Origin of the sequence: Sinomicrobium oceani (assembly GCF_900119185.1) — a bacterium.
GTDB classification, from domain to species: domain Bacteria; phylum Bacteroidota; class Bacteroidia; order Flavobacteriales; family Flavobacteriaceae; genus Sinomicrobium; species Sinomicrobium oceani.
This window is the reverse complement of the sequence record NZ_FPJE01000016.1, coordinates 63,815-83,420: the sequence shown is the minus strand read 5'-3', so window position 1 is coordinate 83,420 and position 19,606 is coordinate 63,815. Positions and strand designations below refer to the sequence as shown.

The following is a 19,606-nucleotide window of genomic DNA, read 5'->3' as shown; positions in this document are numbered from 1 at the left end:
AAAACAAGGCATGTTTGATAGCACGTATGATGTAATTGTGGTAGGGGCGGGCCATGCCGGTTCGGAAGCGGCGGCAGCGGCAGCCAATATGGGATCTAAAACACTGCTCATAACCATGAATCTCCAAAACATAGCACAGATGTCCTGTAATCCGGCCATGGGTGGGATAGCCAAAGGACAGATTGTCCGGGAGATCGATGCTATAGGAGGATATAGTGGAATGGTAACCGACAAGACAGCCATTCAGTTTAAGATGCTTAACAAGTCCAAAGGTCCTGCAATGTGGAGCCCGAGGGCACAGTCGGACCGAATGCGTTTTGCTGAGGAGTGGAGGCTTATGCTCGAACAGACACCAAACCTTGATTTTTACCAGGAGATGGTCTCCGGATTATTGGTGGAAAACGGAAAAATAACGGGGGTGAAGACTTCCCTTGGTATCGAAGTAAAAGCCAAAGCTGTGGTGCTGACCAACGGGACATTTCTCAATGGCCTTATTCATATCGGCGAAAAACAGTTTGGTGGTGGCCGGGCAGGGGAGCGGGCTGCAACAGGTATCACCGAAGATCTTATCGGTCTGGGTTTTGAAGCCGGGCGCATGAAAACCGGAACCCCTCCGAGGGTAGACGGACGATCACTGGATTATTCCAGAATGCAGGAACAGCCGGGAGATGATATTCCGGACAAATTTTCGTATTCCCATACCACACGGCCGCTGGAAAAACAGCGGTCCTGTTATATGACCTATACCAGTAACGAAGTGCATGATCTGCTCCGCGAAGGGTTCGATCGCTCCCCGATGTTTAACGGAAGAATTAAAAGTATCGGACCGAGATATTGCCCTTCGATAGAAGATAAGATCAATCGTTTTGCTGATAAAGACAGGCACCAGATTTTTGTAGAACCCGAAGGGTGGGATACCGTAGAGGTTTACGTCAACGGATTCTCTACATCGCTTCCGGAGGACGTGCAATTTAAAGCTTTAAGATCGGTAGTGGGGTTCGAAAAAGTGAAGTTTTTCCGTCCGGGATATGCTATAGAATACGATTATTTTCCACCTACACAACTCCGTCATACCCTCGAGACGAAGCTGGTGGAGAACCTGTATTTTGCCGGGCAGATCAACGGAACTACCGGTTATGAAGAAGCGGCCTCGCAAGGACTCATGGCCGGGATTAATGCACATCTCAAAGTACACGATAAAGAACCTTTTATTCTCAAAAGAAGTGAAGCGTATATCGGGGTACTTATCGATGATCTTATTACCAAAGGTACCGAAGAGCCGTATCGGATGTTTACCTCAAGGGCAGAATATCGTACGCTGTTGAGACAGGATAATGCCGATTTCAGACTCACCCCAAAATCGCATGCCATAGGCTTGGCTTCGGAAGAGCGTCTGCGTAGCATGGAGAAGAAAAAAGAAAGTTCGGATGCCTTTATCCATTTCTTTAAAGAAACCAGTGTAGATCCTTCCGAGATGAATCCGGTGCTGGAAGACAAAAAATCTTCCCTGATGAAACAGTCCGATAAAATGTATAAGGTCTTTTCCCGACCCAATATTACGATGGAGGATATGATGAAAATAGGGGAGGTGCGTAATTATGTAGCAGAAAATAATCTTGATAAGGATGTCATGGAGCAAACCGAAATCCAGGTGAAATACTCCGGCTATATCGAGAAGGAAAAAAACAATGCAGATAAACTGAATCGTCTCGAAGATATTACTATTCCGGCTAATTTTGATTACGACAAATTAAAGTCGCTTTCTTTTGAAGCCCGGGAAAAACTAAAAAGTATCCGACCTGCTACACTTTCCCAGGCATCTCGTATAAGTGGAGTCTCTCCAAGTGATATCAGTGTAATGCTGGTCTATATGGGAAGATAAAAAAGACACATGAAAAACATAGGGTTCCACGTGAAACATCCTTGCCAGCTCCTTTGTTTATTGGGGTTGGTTTTTTTAATAAACGGATCAAAATCGAAGAACATATTTTTATTTTGGAGAATCCGAAGCGCAAGACACAATTCGAAAATTTTCTCGAAAAAGAATATAAACTCATTCCCTACGGATATGGTGAACGCTATGAGACTGTCCTCAATGATCATACTTTTGATATTCGGGTCAACAATTCTATATTATCCGATAATTACATTGCACTGACCGATGCTTTCGATAAGAGTGAGCGTGATCCGGATGATTCCGATAGTTATCATTATATTGCCATACGGGTTTCGGCTCCGGATGATGACGATGGCCTGGCCGTAGATTCTATGTATTACAATCAGGTACTGCTTTACTTGCAAAACCTGCGAAACGCATATTTAAGATCCCTCTGATGGATAAAAAGAAAACCTCCCTTTATTTGAAATGTAAAGACCATACCGTTAGCGGTGAAACGTTTTCATTGGTGTGGCATGAAAAATATAAAATGCTCTGTACCGATCCGGCACCCGATGTCAAAAAATTACCCGACTATTACCAGAGCGAAGATTATATCTCCCATACCGATTCCCGGCGAAGTCTTTTCGAAAAGATGTATCATATGGTTAAGCATTATGCGCTCCGGCAAAAATTGAAATATATCGTTTCCGGAAATCAGGGACACGGGAAACTGCTGGATATCGGCGCCGGTACCGGAGATTTTTTGAATGTAGCAAAAAATAACGGATGGGAAGTAGAAGGTATAGAACCCAGTGATGCAGCAAGAAGACGCTCCGAAGAAAAAGGAATTACATTGCATGAAAAAACAGATCCGCAGTTTATGGAAACATACGAATCCGGATTTGATGTAATTACCATGTGGCACGTGCTCGAACATGTGCCCGAGCTGCAGATACAAATCGGACAACTCAAAGCATTGCTCCGTCCAAACGGAACACTTTTTATTGCCGTACCCAATTTCAGGTCGTACGATGCAACTCATTACGGAAAATTCTGGGCGGCCTATGACGTGCCCCGCCACTTATGGCATTTTTCTGCGGATGCTATCAAAGCCCTATTTGCCGATAACGAAATGAAAGTGGTTCGCAGGATACCAATGAAATTCGATGCCTTTTATGTGAGTTTACTTTCTGAAAAATATAAAACCGGAAAAATGAATTTTTTAAAAGCCTTTTGGAGCGGATGGCGCTCTAATCGTAAAGCAGCGCACTCCGGAGAGTATTCTTCTATAATTTATGTAATAAAACATCAAAATTCATGAAATAAGGGCTTTTAAGAGGTTTTAGTAAAAGGCTGTAGGGATTTGAGCAGGTAAAATGAGATGTGCTCTTAGGAGCAAAATATGAAACCTGTTTTGTATAGATGTTCCTTATTATATATTATTTGCTTCATAGAAAATTATTATAAGTCTGGTTTTCATGAAAAAATCAGGTAAATGGCGTAATGGGGACGAAATGTTAAAAAATTAAACTACAGGGAAGAGGCTACTTTGAAAACTTTTCTATTTTTGCGTGTAAACAAATTTAAAACCGATGAAAAAAATTATCATAGCCGGAGTGGCTCTGTTTGGATTATTTTCCTGCCAGCAGGATAAAATCGCTTTTGTAGATAATACGACGCTTATAAACGATTACCAGGAAAAGAAAGATATAGAATCCAAATTCAAAGGTAAACTGGAAACTTTCGAGAAAAAAACCGATAGTCTTTCCAGGGCTTTACAAGCCGAAGCACAGGCTTTTCAGGCCGAAGCTTCCAAAATGTCCCAAAACAAAGCACAGGAAAAATACGAGCAGTTGATGCAGAAGCGTGGACAGATCCAGCAACAGGTACAGCAGGAAGAAATGGAATTGCAGCAGGAGAGCCAGGAACAGATAGACTCCCTGGTTAAGAAAGTAAGAGCATTTATCAAAGAATACGGAAAAGATAAAGGGTATACTTATATTCTGGGCGCCAATGAGGCCGGAAGCGTATTGTACGGAGAAGATTCCAGGGATATTACCAAAGAAGTTCTCAAAGAACTCAACGACAAGTATTCCGATAAAAAGTAAACTGTTGTTAACAACATACTATTCCAACCCGGTTAATACCCGGGTTTTTTTATGCATATCCGTTTTCTGAAACAGCCCCTTACCCGTAATCCCGGCAAGATAAAAACAGATGTTCCACATGGAACATCATAATGTAAAGTATCTCATAAGGCCGTTGTGTGTGCTTGGCCCCTTTTTTTACTCCTAATAAACCTTTTTCTTGCAACACCATATAAAATGGCATTAAGTTTATTCTGTTTAATATGCTAATAATCAGGTAATTAAATAAGTTTTTGTAATAATTTAAATTAAAATATATCATACGAATCCGGAAAAATTGTAACTTTCTTAGATATTTAATCGTCAGATACTTACACAAACCAATAAAACTTTAAAGCAATGAAAATACCGTATTTTTTAGGAGCAGCGCTGCTGCTTGTTTCCTGCAATTCGGAGCAGAAGAAAAAGGACAACGATACAGCATCGCATAAGGTCAAAACATATAGTATAACACAGTTTTACGGGAACAGTCGGATCAACGGGGGAGCTTTTTCCGGTGACGAATCGAAGCTCCTGGTGAGCGGTGATGAGTCCGGGATATTTAATCTTTACGAGATTACGATCAGTGATGGCACTTCAAAGCAGGTAACCCATTCGGATAAAGAGTCTTTTTACGCCATAGATTATGTGCCCGGAACAGGGGAGATGCTGTATTCCGCAGATAAGGGCGGAAACGAGATCAGCCATATTTACCTTCTCGATAACGAAGGTAAAAGTACCGATCTGACACCCGGAGCGCAGGCAAAATCCAGCTTTGTCGGATGGAGTACAGATAAAAAATCCATGTATTTCCTGTCCAATAAACGCGATCCCCGCTATTTTGATGTCTATAAGATGGACATGGCGGGGAGGAAGCAGAATATGCTTTATGAAAACAAGGAGGGTTACAGCTTTTCGGGGATGTCCGATGATGAGCATATACTGGCCTTGACCAAATCGGTGACAACCAGTGAAAACCGCCTTTTTCTCTATAACAGGAATACCGGAAAAACCGAGGAGGTCTCCGATCCTGATAAGCCGGGAAGCTATTCGGGTTCGGGGTTTAGTAAAGACGGGAAATACTTTTTTTACAGTACCGACGCCGACGCCGAATTTGCCTACCTGGTAAAATATGAGCTAACCACAGGGAAGAAGCATATCCTGTATAAAACCGATTGGGATGTGATGTACAGCTATACCAGTGAAAACGGGAAATACCGGGTTATAGCGATCAATGAAGACGGTAAAAACAGTCTTGTTATTCTGGATGATGCCACCGGGGAAAAAGTCGATTTTCCTGAGATCCCCGATGGCGATATTATCGCGGTGAGCATTTCCGAAAGTGAAGAAAAAATGCGCCTCACCGTAGGCACCTCAAAAGCGCCGAACAATATCTATGTCTACGATTTCAAATCGGGAGAACTTAAAAAACTTACGGAAACCCTGAACCCTGAAATTGACGGAAATGACCTGGTTTCTGCTGAAGTTGTCCGGTTCAAATCTTTTGACGGACTGGAAATCCCTGCTATTTATTACAAACCACTTTCCGCTACGGCCAGCCATAAGGTTCCCGCACTGGTCTGGGTACACGGCGGCCCGGGGGGACAGTCCAGAACCGGCTATTCCTCGCTCATACAATACCTGGTAAACAGCGGTTACGCTATTCTTGCCGTAAATAACAGGGGAAGCAGTGGTTATGGGAAGACATTTTATAAAATGGATGATAAAAATCACGGAGACAAGGATCTTAAAGATTGTATCTGGGGGAAAAAATGGCTGGAAAAGCAACCCTATATAGATGCAGACAAGATCGGGATCATAGGCGGGAGTTACGGAGGTTATATGACGATGGCTGCAATGACTTTCGAGCCTGATGCCTTTAAAGTGGGGGTAAATATCTTCGGGGTAACCAACTGGCTGCGCACCCTGCGTTCCATTCCGCCATATTGGGAATCGTTCCGCACCGCGCTGTACGAAGAACTGGGCGACCCGAATACGGCCGACTCGGTTCGGTTAAAAGCCATCTCACCATTGTTTCACGCCGAACAGATCAAAAATCCGGTCATGGTGTTGCAGGGATCCAATGATCCGCGGGTTTTGCAGGTAGAATCGGATGAAATCGTAGAAGCCATGAAGCAGAATGGGGTCCCGGTAGTGTACGTGGTTTTTCCGGATGAAGGACATGGTTTTGTCAAAAAAGAAAATGAGATCAAGGGATACGGGAAAATCCGCGAATTCCTGGATAAGTATCTTAAAGGAGAAAACACGGAAACCTGAAAAAAAACAGGTTTATTGAAGGAGATAAACCGCAAATACCGAGGGGATCAGGTATATAACAATACCCCGGGCCCCGTCGTAGTCCCTGGCTATACGCTGCCCGAAAAGCAACAATAACAAGGTGAAACTACAGAGTACTGCGCCGTAAAAGGCGCAGGCCCTGTCGTTGTATAGGGCAATATCAAAAACCCCCCATATACAAAGTACCCCCGCAATGATTTCCAGTGCCAGGATCAGGGCCACCGAAAAAGGAATGATATGCTGCATAAACGTGCCGGAAAAGTGCTCCCGGAGCCATGAAATGTTCCCTTTCCAGTCCGTTATTTTTTCCAGGCTGCTTTGTACAAAAGTTATAATAAGTAGCAGAAGGAGCAGGATCCCGGCACTGTTTTCGAGAATATTTTGCATGGTTGTCGTTTATAGGTCCGATCAGTATTTGTGCAGCAACCGGGTAAGTTTTATCGAAAGATCGGTGAGTATGATCTTGGAATTCCCGTTACGTTCTATATGATAAATGGCATCCTGAAGTTCGCGGGTGATTTCGTTGATATTATTTCCGCTTACAAAAGGAGCAAATTTTTCCAGTTTGAAATTTTCAACGCGAAATTCCATAAACACCAGCGATCCGGCATTGTAATTGAGCAAAAGAGCCTGCCGGAAAACATCCAGGCAGTAATTCAGAAACAGTTTCTGCGTTTCTCTTCCCGTCGCAGCGATTTGCTCACCCCAGGCAATCAGGTCGTGTATAGCGGCCTTATTGCCTTTGGCCCGGAATGCTGAACGAACCCATTGTACGAACCAGGTCTCGAAAGTCAGGTCGTTATTGTCCGCATCTGCCAGTACCATTGCACGGTTATAATCTCCGTTGGCCTGGTGTGCGATTTTTACCGCCTCCGTTTCGGAGAGATGTTGTTCCACGAGTTTTTCCCGGATGGCAATTTCTGCCAGTGGCGGGAAATGCAGGATCTGGCACCGCGATAAAATGGTCTGTATAATCTGTTCCTCTTCTTTGGCTATCAGAATAAACAAAGTCTTGTTCGGAGGCTCCTCGATAAGCTTAAGAAGCTTGTTCGCTGCTGAGGTATTGAGCTTTTCCGCCATCCATATAATCATCACCTTGTATCCTCCTTCATAAGGTTTCAGCGAGAGCGATTTTACAATTTCCTGGGCTTCATCCACACCAATCTGGCCCTGCTTGTTCTCAATACCCAGCATCTGGTACCATTCGAACAATGTCCCGTAAGGGCGTTCCTTTACGAACTGCCGCCATTCTTCCAGGAAGTTATTGCTTACCGGGCGTGATTTTATTTTGCTGTTTGCAGCTACCGGAAAGGCAAAGTGCAGGTCCGGGTGGCCCAGGTTTGCGAATTTGAGATTGCACGCCTGCACACCCGTATCGTTTTCTCCGCCGGTATTTTTACAGAGAATATACTGCGCATAAGCAATAGCCATGGCCAGTACGCCACTGCCTTCGGCACCGACGAACAATTGCGCATGAGGTATTCTGTCCTGTTCCGCACTGACGGTCAGATGTTTCTTTATATGTTCCTGTCCCAGGATATCTTTGAATAGCATATGGCAAATATAAAGGGTTTGGGGAAATAAAAATACCCGGCTTCGTCCCCGGTCTTCGATCGGTGTGTCCCGATTTAACATTATTCTAATAAAACCGCTATTTTTGCAAGCCAATATTTATTTACATTTGTGCTTTCGCACCGGGTTTTTTAGAGTTCCGGCCTGCGGAGAATCTTTACAAAATACGTAAACACATACTGTTATGAAGACAATAGATGATTTTGACTTTAAAGGAAAAAAAGCATTGATCCGTGTGGATTTTAACGTACCTCTGGATGCGGAATTTAACGTCACCGATACGACCCGTATAGAGGCTGCGAAGCCTACGGTGATAAAAATCCTGGAAGACGGGGGAAGTGCGGTGCTCATGAGCCACCTCGGCCGTCCGAAAGGTCAGCCTCAGGAGTCCATGTCTTTAAAGCATATCGTAAATGCAATATCCGATATACTCAGTGTCAAAGTAAATTTTGTAGAAGACTGTGTAGGCAAAAAGGCCGAAGAAGCCGTAGCTAACCTCAAAAGCGGGGAGATACTGTTGCTGGAAAACCTGAGGTTTCATGCCGAGGAAGAAAAAGGAGACGAGGCTTTTGCCGAACAACTGTCCAGATTGGGCGATATCTATGTAAACGATGCTTTTGGTACCGCGCACAGGGCACATGCCTCTACGACCATCGTAGCAAAGTTTTTCGAAGACCGCAAGTGCTTCGGGTATCTGCTGGCCAAGGAAATAGAGAGTATAGACAAGGTGATGAAAACAGGAGAAAAGCCGGTAACCGCTATTCTCGGAGGGTCTAAGGTGTCCTCAAAAATTACCATTATCGAAAATATACTCGATAAGATCGATCACCTGATCATCGGTGGAGGAATGACCTATACCTTTGTCAAGGCACAGGGAGGAAAGATCGGAGATTCTATCTGCGAGGACGACAAGCAGGAGCTCGCCATGGAGATCCTCAAAAAAGCCAGGGAGAAAGGGGTGGAGGTCCACTTGCCGGTCGATGTTATTGCTGCCGATGATTTCAGCAATGATGCCAATACAAAGGAAGTCGCCGTAGACCATATCCCCGACGGATGGCAGGGGCTGGACGCAGGTCCGGCTACGCTGGAAAATTTCAGGGAAGTTATCCTGAAGTCCAAAACCATCCTCTGGAACGGACCCGTAGGCGTTTTTGAAATGGAGAGCTTCCAGAACGGTACCAAATCCATAGGATATGCTATTGAGGAAGCGACCAAAAGAGGAGCATTCTCTCTCGTAGGGGGAGGAGACTCGGTAGCGGCAGTAAAACAGTTCGGCTTCGAAGACAAGGTGAGTTATGTTTCTACCGGAGGAGGAGCCATGCTCGAAAGCCTCGAAGGAAAAACATTACCGGGTATAGCCGCTATACTGGAATAATGTAGGTAATTACTCTGTTTTTTATACAGAATAGATCCCTGTTCCGGATATCCGCGAACGGGGATTTTTTATTTTAACACCTTTTAAAAGTCCTATGTAAATAAAAAATACGATTTTTACGGGATTTCCATGAATACAAAAAAGAGTCCAGACCAAATGAAACGTTATTTCGCTACCCTATTTTTCGCCACGATTGCAACGTGGAGTTATGCACAGGAAGTTGCAGAAATTGATGAAAATCAGCAAGAAACATCTTCGGAAAGTACAGAATTGTCCATTGAAAAAGCAGATTCGCTGGAATCTAAAATCACTATCGAGAAAGTAGATGGGAAGTTTCGTCTTCTCGACCATTCACTCGCTGCAAAAATAGATAGTCTATGGCTTAAAGAACTCTACGATAACAGCTTGTTCGACACCATTGTCGAAACCGTTACCGAACTGGATTATCAGAATGTCGAATACAAAGAACTGCCCACCGATGTGTTAAAATCGCGTTTGGCCGCACTAAATCAGAAGACACCTTTTAACGTAGAATACAATCCGGAGCTGGAAAGTGTAATCAAGAATTTCCTCAAAAACAAGAGAGGTTTCCTGGAAAGGACCATGCTGAAAAGCCAGTATTACTTCCCGATGTTCGAACAGGAACTGGATAACAGTGATATTCCGCTCGAAATGAAATACCTTGCTGTTATCGAGTCTGCCCTGAACCCGAGAGCAAAATCCTGGGTAGGAGCTACCGGGATCTGGCAGTTTATGTATGCGACCGGAAAACTGTACGGTCTGGAGGTAAATTCTTATGTCGATGAAAGAAGTGACCCTGTAAAATCTACAAAGGCGGCCTGTAAATACCTTGCCAAACTCTACCAGATATTCGGCGACTGGGACCTGGCACTCGCAGCGTATAATTCGGGGCCCGGAAATGTTTCCAAGGCGATACGCCGCTCCGGGGGTTATCAGAACTACTGGAACCTCAGACCTTTCCTGCCGAGAGAAACCGCAGGATATGTACCTTCTTTTCTGGCTATGATGTATATTTTCGAGTACGCCTCAGAACACGGACTCCATGTACAAAGACCCGAAGTCGCTTATTTCGAAACCGATACGGTACACCTGAAGCGATCGGTAAGCTTCGATCAGATCTCCGAACTTGTCAACGTAGATGTCGATCAGCTGCAGTTTCTCAACCCGGCTTACAAGCTGGATATCATCCCCTTTATCCAGGAAGAAGTTCATCCGCTCCGGTTGCCGAGCAGTGCCCTCGGTAAATTCGTTGCCAATGAAGGAGCTATTTACGCCCATATCGAATCGGAAGAAGCTAAAAAAGAAAAACCACTGCCACAGCTTTTCGAGAAAAACAGCAGGATTACCTATCGTGTAAAAAGCGGGGATTATCTCGGTAGAATAGCAAACCGTTACGGGGTACGGGTGAGTGATGTGAAAAAGTGGAACGGATTGAGAAACAATAACCTGAGAATAGGTCAACGCCTGACTATTTACCCGAAGAAATCCGGGCTGACAGCCGTGGCCAAAGCTTCATCCAAAACGCCTGCCTCTACCAAAAATAATGTGTATACCGTGAAAAAAGGAGACTCGCTCTGGACGATCTCTAAAAAATTTCATGGAATTTCTGTTAAGAATATTCGAGATTGGAACGATATTAGTGGGAATGATTTAAAACCGGGAATGAAGCTGAAGCTTTGTAACTGTTAGCAAGAACCACTAAAATCTAAAGCAAAATGACACAAGATGTACCTGCTTTTCACCGGGCAGACAGGATGTTTAAAAAGAACCGGCAAAGCCGGGAAAGAAGACAAAGTTCAGCAAAACAGCGCAATAGGGCGCTATTAACCCTGATAGCCGGTGTCCTTTTGGCTTTTACCTCCTGTAAAGAAGAGAAGAAAGATCAGAAACGCTATCTCCCCGATTCCGTCGGAGCGATAAATTCGCTCGCTGTCGTTATCGATAATGACATGTGGAACGGAGAAGTAGGTGATGAGATCCGGGAGTATTACGCGGCCCCCGTAGACGGTCTTCCATGGGACGAACCCGTTTTTACCCTGCACCAGATACCGCTACAGGTGTTTAAAGGATCTACAACAAAAAGCAGAAATATTCTTTTTGTCCGGAAGGACAGTACGACCAATTCCGGGATAAAAACCGATGCTTATGCCCACCCTCAGAAAGTAGGGGTTATCGAAGCTCCAGACAACGGGACGCTTATCGATATGATCGGTAAAACCTCAGCACAGTATATCAAGGAATTCAAAGACAACGACATTGTCGAAAACCAGAAACGGTTCCGCAGTTCCCTGAACAAAGAAACATACCTGCAGAAAAAATTCGGTATTTCGCTCACGATGCCTTATGTGTACAAGACATCAAAGCAGGAAGACAACTTTATCTGGATAGAGCGGGTTATCCCGAAAGGCTCTATGCATATTTTTGTTTATGAACTCCCCATCAACAGTATTCCGGACGATTCTACCCGGGTTGATGCTTTTATAAAAATGAACGATTCTATAGGTCAAAAATACGTCCCCGGAAGAGAGGAAGGGATGTATATGGTTACCCAGCAAGCTTATGCCCCCTATATTTTTGACATTACCCTTGCCGGAAAACCTACCATAGAAGTGAAAGGGATGTGGGAGATGAAAAATTTTGCCATGGCCGGACCGTTTGTATGCTATCTCATACGCGATGAAGAAAATGACCGGCTGCTGGTGCTGGAGGGATTGACTTTCGCGCCTTCGGAAGATAAGCGCGATTATATGTTCGAACTCGAGGCCATCTTAAAGAGTGTAAAATTTATTTCCGAGAAAACCCCGGACCAAAAACCCTGAACCCAACGGTAAAATCACAGTATAAATCATAATTATGGCGGCGTATGCCGCCATGAGCTTTTTACATAAAACCCACATCTGAGAGTGAATATTTTAAGCTATGTTTCCGGCCTTACCAACCTCCCCGAAAAGAGTATTACAAACACACTGAAGCTGCTCGATGAAGACAGTACCGTTCCTTTTATAGCTCGCTATCGTAAGGAAATGACGGGAAATCTCGATGAGGTACAGATTTCCGATATCCAAAAACTTAAAACGGCTTTTGAAGAACTCCGTAAACGCAAGGAATCGGTATTAAAATCCATAGAAGAGCAGGAGGCCCTTACCCCCGAACTGAAGCAGAACATAGAAAGGGCAACAACCCTGACCGAACTCGAAGACCTTTATCTGCCCTTTAAACGCAAGCGTAATACCAGGGCCGGAGTTGCCCGGGAAAAAGGACTGGAACCCCTGGCTAAAATACTGATGGCACCATCCGTGAACACCGATCCCGAAACGATTGCAAAGCGTTTTCTGAGCGATAAGACGGAAACCGTGGAGGACGCCTTACAGGGCGCTGTAGATATTATAGCCGAATGGATCAGCGAAAACAGTAAGGTCAGGCATATACTGCGAAAGATGTTTCAGCGGAATGCCGAAATTTCCGCAGCCGTGATCAAAGGAAAAGAAAAAGAAGAACAGGCTCAGAAATACCGGCAGTATTTCGACTGGAACGAACCTTTGTACCGTTGTCCGTCGCACCGGCTGCTGGCCATGCTCAGGGCCGAGAAAGAGGAAGTGATCCGGGTAAAGATAAGTATCGATAAAGACACCGCGCTGGATAGTGTGGAAAGAGCCGTTTTGAGAAACGGGCATGGCGCTTCGGCAGTCTATATCAGAAAAGCGGTAAAAGAGTCTTACGAGCGGCTTTTGTACCCCGCAGTGGCCAATGAAAGCCTGAAAGAAGCCCGGGAAAAAGCAGATAAGAATTCCATTCGGGTATTTTCCGAAAATCTACGTCAGCTTTTGCTCGCCCCTCCACTGGGAGCAAAGCGGATTCTCGCTATAGATCCCGGGTATAAAAGCGGTTGTAAAATTGTTTGCCTCGATGAGCGCGGAGATCTGCTACACAACGAAAATATCTATCCCCATCCGCCACAGCGCGAGAGCGCACAAGGCATCAAAAAGATCCGTTCCCTGGTCAATGCGTACCGTATTGATGCTATTGCCATTGGCAATGGTACGGCTTCCCGTGAAACCGAGACCCTGGTGAAACGCATCGCGTTCGACAGGGATCTGCAGGTTTTTGTAGTTAACGAAAGCGGAGCTTCGGTGTATTCCGCCTCCACGATTGCAAGACAGGAGTTTCCGAACTATGATGTTACGGTAAGGGGAGCTGTTTCTATAGGAAGACGACTTGCCGATCCCCTGGCAGAACTGGTAAAGATCGACCCGAAATCGATAGGGGTAGGGCAATATCAGCACGATGTGGATCGGGGCCTGCTCAAAACCGAACTCGATGCCGTAGTGATGAGCTGTGTGAACAGCGTAGGAGTCAATGTCAACACGGCAAGTCCCAGCCTGTTGAGCTATGTTTCCGGAATAGGGCCTGCACTGGCCGGAAAAATCGTGGAATATCGCAGTAAAAAGGGGGAGATCCGTTCCCGTAAAGAGCTGCTCGACGTGCCCAGACTCGGCAACAAAGCCTTTGAACAAAGTGCGGCATTCCTCCGGGTATTGCAAAGCGACGACCCGCTCGACAACTCGGCAATCCATCCCGAAAGTTATGCCGTTGTAGAAAAAATGGCAGCCGATCTCAATCTCCGTGTTTCCGATCTCATAGGCCATAAAGACAATATAGCAAAGATCCGTCCCGAGAAATACTGTACGGGAACTATAGGATTGCCCACGTTGACCGATATTCTGAAAGAGCTTGAAAAACCCGGGCTTGATCCGAGAAAAAAAGCAGCCGTATTCGAATTCAGTAAAGCGCTGAAAACCATAGAAGATGTTAAACCGGGAATGACTGTACCGGGAATAATCAATAACATTACCAACTTCGGATGTTTTGTGGATATCGGAATAAAACAGAGCGGATTGGTGCATATATCCAATCTCAGCAATGAATTTGTAAGCGATGTAAACGCCGTGGTAAAACTACATCAGCATGTCACCGTTAAAGTGATCGACGTAGATCTGGAGAGAAAGCGAATACAACTTTCCATGACGGATTAACAAAGAAATTCATCACAGTTACCGGCTGGTATAGAGCAAAAAAAACCCTTATCCCGCAAGGGATAAAGGTTTTGTTATCTTTGGCAGAATAAAACTATTCTTTGGTATTGCTGCTGCTTTCTGCAGAATGCTCGTCTTCTTTAGACGCGTCCTTAAATTCTTTTATCCCACTCCCAAGGCCTCGCATCAGTTCAGGTATTTTTTTACCTCCGAAAAGCAACAGAAGTACTACAACTACTAATACTATCTGCCATGGGCCGATCATTCCTAAAAAAATATTCAATGACATCATTTTTAATTAATTTTACTCTAACAAAGGTAATAAGAAAAGTTTAATCGAGGCGTTAATTATTATATTTTTAAGAATAGCACTGTATTTAGAACGTTATATTTGCAGGAATTATGGCAAATAATAAACCGAAAAGAAAGAAACTCGCAAAAAAGCTTTTACACAAGTATCGGTTGGTTATCCTCAATGAAGATACTTTTGAAGAGCGGTTGTCCTTCCGGCTGAACAGGCTGAATGTTTTTGTCGTGGGTACGTCATTTGCCGTGTTTCTTATCGCCATTACAACCATCCTTATCGCGTTTACACCGTTGCGGGAATACATTCCGGGATACTCGTCTACGGCGCTGAAAAGGCAGGTGGCAGATCTCACGTACAAAACGGATTCTCTGGTTTCCGTTCTGGATTATAACGACAGGTACCTGAATAATGTCAAGAGAGTCCTTACCGGGGAAGTGAGCCCGGCTGACATGGAGGCCGAAGCCCCTGCCGATTCCCTGGACAAAGAAGAACGGCCGGACCCTTCGGAGATAGATCTTTCTCCTGGCAAAGAAGACCTGGCATTGCGCGAAGAAGTTGCCATGGAAGACAAATACAATCTTGTAGGCAGTGCGATATCAAAAACCAACTTCGTGCTTTTTCCGCCGGTTTCCGGAAATATATCCAACGGATATAATCTCGAGGAAAAGCATTTTGCCGTAGATATTGCAGGAGTTTCGGGTACTCCGGTAAAGACAGTTGCCGATGGTATTGTTATATTTGCCGAGTGGACGGTAGAAACCGGTTATGTATGTATCATAGAACATTCTTTTGGTCTGATATCCGTGTATAAGCACAATGGGTCCCTGACCAAATCGCAGGGCGAACTCGTAAAGGCCGGAGAAGTTATAGCCACCATGGGCAATACCGGTGAACTTTCCACAGGGCCGCATCTTCATTTCGAATTGTGGAGCAATGGTTACCCCGTAAATCCGAAAGATTACGTAGATTTCGATTGAGGGACAAACCCCGAACCGCTTCGGCTATCGGAAGGCAAAGTATGCGGGATTTATTAAATTCAGAATATGTCTTTAAAAGCTTTTGCCGCTAAAATATTTGCCCGGATCACTTATGCAAAGATCCGGAAATGGGCCGATCACCCGATAGAAGCCCAGGACAAGGTATTCCGCGAACTCATCGCTTCTGCTTCCGGTACAACGTTCGGAAAAGACCATGGCTTCGATGAAATACGAACTCCCCGCGACTTTGCGGAGCGGGTTCCCGTCAGGGATTACGAAGCCCTGAAACCCTATGTAGAGCGGGTGGTTGCAGGAGAAGAAAATGTACTCTGGCCCGGAAAACCCGTGTACTTTGCAAAGACCTCCGGAACAACCTCCGGCGCCAAATATATTCCGATTACCTCCGAGTCTATGCCGCATCACATCCGTGCGGCGAGGAATGCCATACTCTGCTATATCCGCGAAACCGGGAATGCTTCTTTTGTAGACGGCAAAATGATATTTTTACAGGGAAGTCCCGTGCTTCAGGAAAAAAACGGGATTAAACTCGGAAGGTTATCCGGTATAGTAGCCCATTATGTGCCCGGATACCTGCAGAAAAACCGAATGCCAAGCTGGGAGACCAATTGTATAGACGATTGGGAAACCAAGGTCGATGCTATCGTGGAAGAAACCCTTCCGGAGGATATGACGGTCATCAGCGGGATCCCTTCCTGGGTACAGATGTACTTCGAGCGCTTACAGGCCCGTAGCGGAAAAAAGGTAGGAGATGTGTTCAAAAATTTCCGGCTTTTTATCTATGGAGGGGTCAATTACGAACCCTACCGGGCAAGGTTCGAAAAACTTATCGGCCGAAAGGTGGACAGCATTGAGCTTTTCCCCGCGAGCGAAGGGTTCTTCGCCTACCAGGATTCACAACGGGAAAAAGGGATGCTACTCCAACTGGATTCCGGAATTTTTTATGAGTTTATACGTGCTGACGATTTCTTTGAGGAAAATCCGGTACGGCTCACCATAAAAGAAGTGGAAACCGGGGTGAATTATGTAATGATCATATCTACCAATGCCGGTTTGTGGAGCTATAACTTGGGAGATACCATACAATTTACCACACTTAGTCCCTACAGGGTAGTGGTTTCCGGAAGGATAAAACACTTTACTTCAGCTTTCGGGGAGCATGTTATAGCAAAAGAAGTAGAAGAAGCGATGAAACAGGGAATCGAGCACTTCGGGGGAAGTATCAATGAGTTTACCGTAGCCCCCCAGACCGATCCGGAAGAAGGACAGCTTCCTTATCACGAATGGCTGGTAGAATTCGGAGAAGAGCCCGATGATATGCCTGGCTTTGTGCAAACCCTGGATAAAACCCTGCAAAAGCAGAACAGTTATTATTACGATCTTATCTCGGGGAACGTACTGCAACCCCTGAAGATTACCCGGATCAGGAAAGACGGTTTTGCCAGCTACATGAAGTATATGGGAAAGCTTGGGGGGCAGAACAAGGTGCAACGACTATCCAACGATCGCAAACTCGCAGAAGCATTGTATAAATACAAACTATAGCAACCTATGAAACACACCACGACATTTTTCGGATTCATTATTTTTTCGGTGCTTACCGTATTTTTAGCTGTCGGCTGTGCTTCCGGGCATATCGATGACTATGAGGTAAAGCCGCCTCAGAAAATCTACGATAAAGTGGCCTTGGTACATATAAATTCCAGGGAGGATATTGATGGGCTCGATGCCGATGTCTATGACGAATCCTTTCGGAAGGATTTCAATAACCTCGACGAGGCCAAATACCGGAAACAACTGGAAAAAACCTTCGGCAGGAACATGGTTCCCACGCAGGTAGTCGCAGCGGGAAGCCTTTTTGAGATCAACAAAGATTACGACTATGAGACCTTTACCGACAAGATCAATGCTTCCGGTGCCGAAGCCCTGCTTGTGATCAAGCAAACTTCCTGGGAACGTCGACAGGAAGTCAGCGGTATAAGAGGAAATGTATCGACCAGCTACGAACCCGAAGCGAGGTTCCATGTGTACCTTATAGATCTCGGTTCCGGCGAAAACGTGTGGATGGCGACCTCGGCAGTCTCCGGCGATCTGTATGCCGGATATGAAACCATAAATAATAACCTGGCCAGGAAAGTTGTACGGAAATTACGACAGCGTCATTATATTGCCGGTAAAGGTCTTAAAAAAGCGATGCGCTAACTACAGATCCATACCTTGCGAGAATACTGATGCAGATAACATAAAAATCCCGTATTTTTGTGCGGAAAATTAGATATGAGTAAGATCAAAGGAAGAACAAGGGCCCAGGAATCCACCAACGCTATCGAACGGATGTACATCACCATGAGACATTTGTTCAACCGCGGATTCTATAAACCCATGGGCATTTCCGGGGAAACATTACGGCAATCGTTATTGCAGTTGCGCCCCGAAATATATGGCTCTATCGCAGAAGACAAGGTAGAACTGAACGGACTGATGTACATTCTGGACAGGCTTCCCGTAGGGATAGAAGAATGCCGTTATGTAAACCTCACTTCCGATGAAGGGTATAAGAAATCTCATTTTCAACCCATCATTCCGCCCAAGCGAAGAAGAAACTGTTACCGGGTAGACGAAGAGCAGATGAGTATCGAGATTACTCGGGGGCGCTCCGATATTTACGATATCCTTACTCACCTTACCTTTCTGTATGTAGAATCGCAAAAAATATGCAGGCGTGTGTATGCGGACGATACCGGAGAGATCAACAGGGACTGGTTTAAGCTGGAAAATGCCGTTCGAAAAGGGAAACTCACACGTGCCGAAAGAGAAATCGCCCTGATCCATGTGGCCAACATTATCGGAAGGACATTCGAAGAAGCGCTGGATGCACACCGGGCTTTTGCCACGAAGCAGATGCCCGAAAGGTTTCTGCACATCGTCTACTGGATGGGAAAACTGGCCATAGAGGAGGAGCGGGATAACGACAAGCGGACCATTACGTTCAGCCCTATACTACGGGAACGGCTGGGACACCATATTCACGGAGAGGCCTGGGCCAATACGATTAAAAAAACATTGCAGAAGAACAAGCTGCTGCATCGTCCCATACATATCATCAGCGCCAATATGCACAGCGTCATGAATTCCGTTTATGCTTCCGAGGCCCTTAAAAAAGAGGCTTCCGGAAAAGAGCGGCTGGAACTTTACGAAGCCCTCAGTATGCCCGGAAACGGTACTATGCGAGACAAGGTAAAGGCCTTCGCCCACAAAAACGGTATGATCTCTATAGACGATACCTCCGGAACCAACATCGATGTACAGGTATTCGATACGGCAAAGATAAATTTCAGCCATTCCGATTACGATCTGGATTCCGCCATCCCGGACGAAGAAAAACCCGTACTTTTTGTAATGGACTACGCCTTCGGGGAACAGGCTTATGAGACTATAGACGAGCTGTTAAAACCCTATAAGGACAAGAATAAAACCGTAAAGGAAACAGAGAAAAAAGATAAACTCCATTTTTTGAATGTCGTATCCGTGTCCATCATGGGAAAAGCAGGGATACTCGAAGGAGGAAAAGGAGACCTGATGATTCCTTCCGCACATATTTTTGAAGGAACGGCAGATAATTATCCCTTTAAGAACGAATTGTGCAAGGCCGATTTCGAAGGTCACGGACTGAAAGTTTTCGAAGGGACCATGATCACCGTACTCGGTACCTCTTTACAGAATAAGGACCTTCTGAAGTTTTTCCACGATTCTACCTGGAACGTCGTAGGTCTCGAAATGGAAGGAGCACATTACCAGAAGGCCATACAATCCGCATCGAGGATCCGGAAGAGCATAGCAGAAGATGTTAAGGTCCGTTATGCCTATTACGCTTCCGATAACCCGTTGGAAACCGGAAGTACCCTGGCTTCGGGAGGATTAGGAACGACGGGGGTTAAACCCACCTACCTGATAACCCGGAGGATACTCGAACAAATCCTGAATAAAGCTCAGAATTAAT

The 19,606-nt window shown here is 45.2% G+C and carries 16 protein-coding genes; 13 read left to right on the top strand and 3 right to left on the bottom strand.

The features are described 5' to 3' along the window. Positions 1-10 precede the first annotated feature (10 nt). The 5 genes from mnmG (at position 11) to BT112_RS14760 (ending at position 6,282) form a co-directional block, all read left to right on the top strand. The gene (gene mnmG, locus BT112_RS14780; protein WP_072318161.1) at positions 11-1,882 is read left to right on the top strand and encodes a tRNA uridine-5-carboxymethylaminomethyl(34) synthesis enzyme MnmG; all 1,872 of its coding nucleotides are present in this window, start codon (positions 11-13) and stop codon (positions 1,880-1,882) included. Positions 1,883-1,995: 113 nt separating this feature from the next. Beyond that, on the top strand, positions 1,996-2,334 hold the full coding sequence (locus BT112_RS14775; protein ID WP_139276230.1) for a hypothetical protein: 339 nt from the start codon (positions 1,996-1,998) through the stop codon (positions 2,332-2,334). Beyond that, positions 2,334-3,200 carry a class I SAM-dependent methyltransferase gene (locus BT112_RS14770; protein WP_072318159.1) on the top strand — a complete coding sequence of 289 codons (867 nt, stop codon included), beginning with the start codon at positions 2,334-2,336 and terminating at the stop codon, positions 3,198-3,200. Before BT112_RS14775 ends, BT112_RS14770 begins: the two co-directional genes overlap by 1 nt. Positions 3,201-3,471: 271 nt before the next feature. Next, the gene (locus tag BT112_RS14765; protein ID WP_072318158.1) at positions 3,472-3,987 is read left to right on the top strand and encodes an OmpH/Skp family outer membrane protein; all 516 of its coding nucleotides are present in this window, start codon (positions 3,472-3,474) and stop codon (positions 3,985-3,987) included. Between the two features lie 378 nt (positions 3,988-4,365). Continuing rightward, entirely contained in the window at positions 4,366-6,282 is a 1,917-nt protein-coding gene (locus BT112_RS14760) for a S9 family peptidase (protein WP_072318157.1), read from the top strand. Positions 6,283-6,294: 12 nt separating this feature from the next. Here the strand turns inward: BT112_RS14760 and BT112_RS14755 are convergent, their stop codons facing one another. Together BT112_RS14755 and BT112_RS14750 are read right to left on the bottom strand one after the other, a co-directional pair. Then, positions 6,295-6,690 carry a DoxX family protein gene (locus BT112_RS14755; protein WP_072318156.1) on the bottom strand — a complete coding sequence of 132 codons (396 nt, stop codon included), beginning with the start codon at positions 6,688-6,690 and terminating at the stop codon, positions 6,295-6,297. A 21-nt stretch (positions 6,691-6,711) separates the two neighbouring features. Next, positions 6,712-7,857 carry a DNA polymerase III subunit gene (locus tag BT112_RS14750; RefSeq protein WP_072318190.1) on the bottom strand — a complete coding sequence of 382 codons (1,146 nt, stop codon included), beginning with the start codon at positions 7,855-7,857 and terminating at the stop codon, positions 6,712-6,714. Between the two features lie 202 nt (positions 7,858-8,059). Here BT112_RS14750 and BT112_RS14745 point away from each other — a divergent pair, with 202 nt between their 5' ends. The 4 genes from BT112_RS14745 to BT112_RS14730 all read left to right on the top strand — a co-directional run bounded on the left by BT112_RS14745 (position 8,060) and on the right by BT112_RS14730 (position 14,304). After that, entirely contained in the window at positions 8,060-9,250 is a 1,191-nt protein-coding gene (locus tag BT112_RS14745; RefSeq protein WP_072318155.1) for a phosphoglycerate kinase, read from the top strand. Between the two features lie 156 nt (positions 9,251-9,406). Next, positions 9,407-10,960 carry a LysM peptidoglycan-binding domain-containing protein gene (locus BT112_RS14740; RefSeq protein WP_072318154.1) on the top strand — a complete coding sequence of 518 codons (1,554 nt, stop codon included), beginning with the start codon at positions 9,407-9,409 and terminating at the stop codon, positions 10,958-10,960. A gap of 26 nt (positions 10,961-10,986) precedes the next feature. Further along, positions 10,987-12,090 (top strand): DUF4837 family protein, encoded by a 1,104-nt coding sequence (locus tag BT112_RS14735; protein WP_245777048.1) that lies wholly within the window; start codon positions 10,987-10,989, stop codon positions 12,088-12,090. A gap of 84 nt (positions 12,091-12,174) precedes the next feature. Next, positions 12,175-14,304, top strand: a complete 2,130-nt coding sequence (locus BT112_RS14730; RefSeq protein ID WP_072318153.1) for a Tex family protein — start codon at positions 12,175-12,177, stop codon at positions 14,302-14,304. A gap of 94 nt (positions 14,305-14,398) precedes the next feature. Here BT112_RS14730 and BT112_RS14725 read toward each other — a convergent pair whose 3' ends face one another. After that, positions 14,399-14,596 (bottom strand): twin-arginine translocase TatA/TatE family subunit, encoded by a 198-nt coding sequence (locus tag BT112_RS14725; RefSeq protein WP_072318152.1) that lies wholly within the window; start codon positions 14,594-14,596, stop codon positions 14,399-14,401. Positions 14,597-14,706: 110 nt separating this feature from the next. Here BT112_RS14725 and BT112_RS14720 point away from each other — a divergent pair, with 110 nt between their 5' ends. The 4 genes from BT112_RS14720 (at position 14,707) to BT112_RS14705 (ending at position 19,605) form a co-directional block, all read left to right on the top strand. Continuing rightward, a complete protein-coding gene (locus BT112_RS14720; protein WP_072318151.1) occupies positions 14,707-15,588 on the top strand; it encodes a M23 family metallopeptidase in 882 nt (293 codons plus the stop codon). A 66-nt stretch (positions 15,589-15,654) separates the two neighbouring features. Further along, complete coding sequence (locus BT112_RS14715; RefSeq protein ID WP_072318150.1) at positions 15,655-17,151, top strand: GH3 auxin-responsive promoter family protein; 1,497 nt, start codon at positions 15,655-15,657, stop codon at positions 17,149-17,151. 6 nt (positions 17,152-17,157) lie between these two features. Beyond that, positions 17,158-17,808 carry a hypothetical protein gene (locus tag BT112_RS14710; protein WP_072318149.1) on the top strand — a complete coding sequence of 217 codons (651 nt, stop codon included), beginning with the start codon at positions 17,158-17,160 and terminating at the stop codon, positions 17,806-17,808. Between the two features lie 75 nt (positions 17,809-17,883). After that, positions 17,884-19,605, top strand: a complete 1,722-nt coding sequence (locus BT112_RS14705; RefSeq protein WP_072318148.1) for a DUF6909 family protein — start codon at positions 17,884-17,886, stop codon at positions 19,603-19,605. The last annotated feature ends 1 nt before the right edge of the window (position 19,606 follow it).

Excerpts from the sequence above, each read along its gene's own strand:
- mnmG (WP_072318161.1), top strand. The coding sequence starts at position 11 with ATGTTTGATAGCACGTATGATGTAATTGTGGTAGGGGCGGGCCATGCC.
- BT112_RS14770 (WP_072318159.1), top strand. The coding sequence starts at position 2,334 with ATGGATAAAAAGAAAACCTCCCTTTATTTGAAATGTAAAGACCATACC.
- BT112_RS14765 (WP_072318158.1), top strand. The coding sequence starts at position 3,472 with ATGAAAAAAATTATCATAGCCGGAGTGGCTCTGTTTGGATTATTTTCC.
- BT112_RS14760 (WP_072318157.1), top strand. The coding sequence starts at position 4,366 with ATGAAAATACCGTATTTTTTAGGAGCAGCGCTGCTGCTTGTTTCCTGC.
- BT112_RS14755 (WP_072318156.1), bottom strand. The coding sequence starts at position 6,690 with ATGCAAAATATTCTCGAAAACAGTGCCGGGATCCTGCTCCTTCTGCTA.
- BT112_RS14750 (WP_072318190.1), bottom strand. The coding sequence starts at position 7,857 with ATGCTATTCAAAGATATCCTGGGACAGGAACATATAAAGAAACATCTG.
- BT112_RS14745 (WP_072318155.1), top strand. The coding sequence starts at position 8,060 with ATGAAGACAATAGATGATTTTGACTTTAAAGGAAAAAAAGCATTGATC.
- BT112_RS14740 (WP_072318154.1), top strand. The coding sequence starts at position 9,407 with ATGAAACGTTATTTCGCTACCCTATTTTTCGCCACGATTGCAACGTGG.
- BT112_RS14735 (WP_245777048.1), top strand. The coding sequence starts at position 10,987 with ATGACACAAGATGTACCTGCTTTTCACCGGGCAGACAGGATGTTTAAA.
- BT112_RS14725 (WP_072318152.1), bottom strand. The coding sequence starts at position 14,596 with ATGATGTCATTGAATATTTTTTTAGGAATGATCGGCCCATGGCAGATA.
- BT112_RS14720 (WP_072318151.1), top strand. The coding sequence starts at position 14,707 with ATGGCAAATAATAAACCGAAAAGAAAGAAACTCGCAAAAAAGCTTTTA.
- BT112_RS14715 (WP_072318150.1), top strand. The coding sequence starts at position 15,655 with ATGTCTTTAAAAGCTTTTGCCGCTAAAATATTTGCCCGGATCACTTAT.
- BT112_RS14710 (WP_072318149.1), top strand. The coding sequence starts at position 17,158 with ATGAAACACACCACGACATTTTTCGGATTCATTATTTTTTCGGTGCTT.
- BT112_RS14705 (WP_072318148.1), top strand. The coding sequence starts at position 17,884 with ATGAGTAAGATCAAAGGAAGAACAAGGGCCCAGGAATCCACCAACGCT.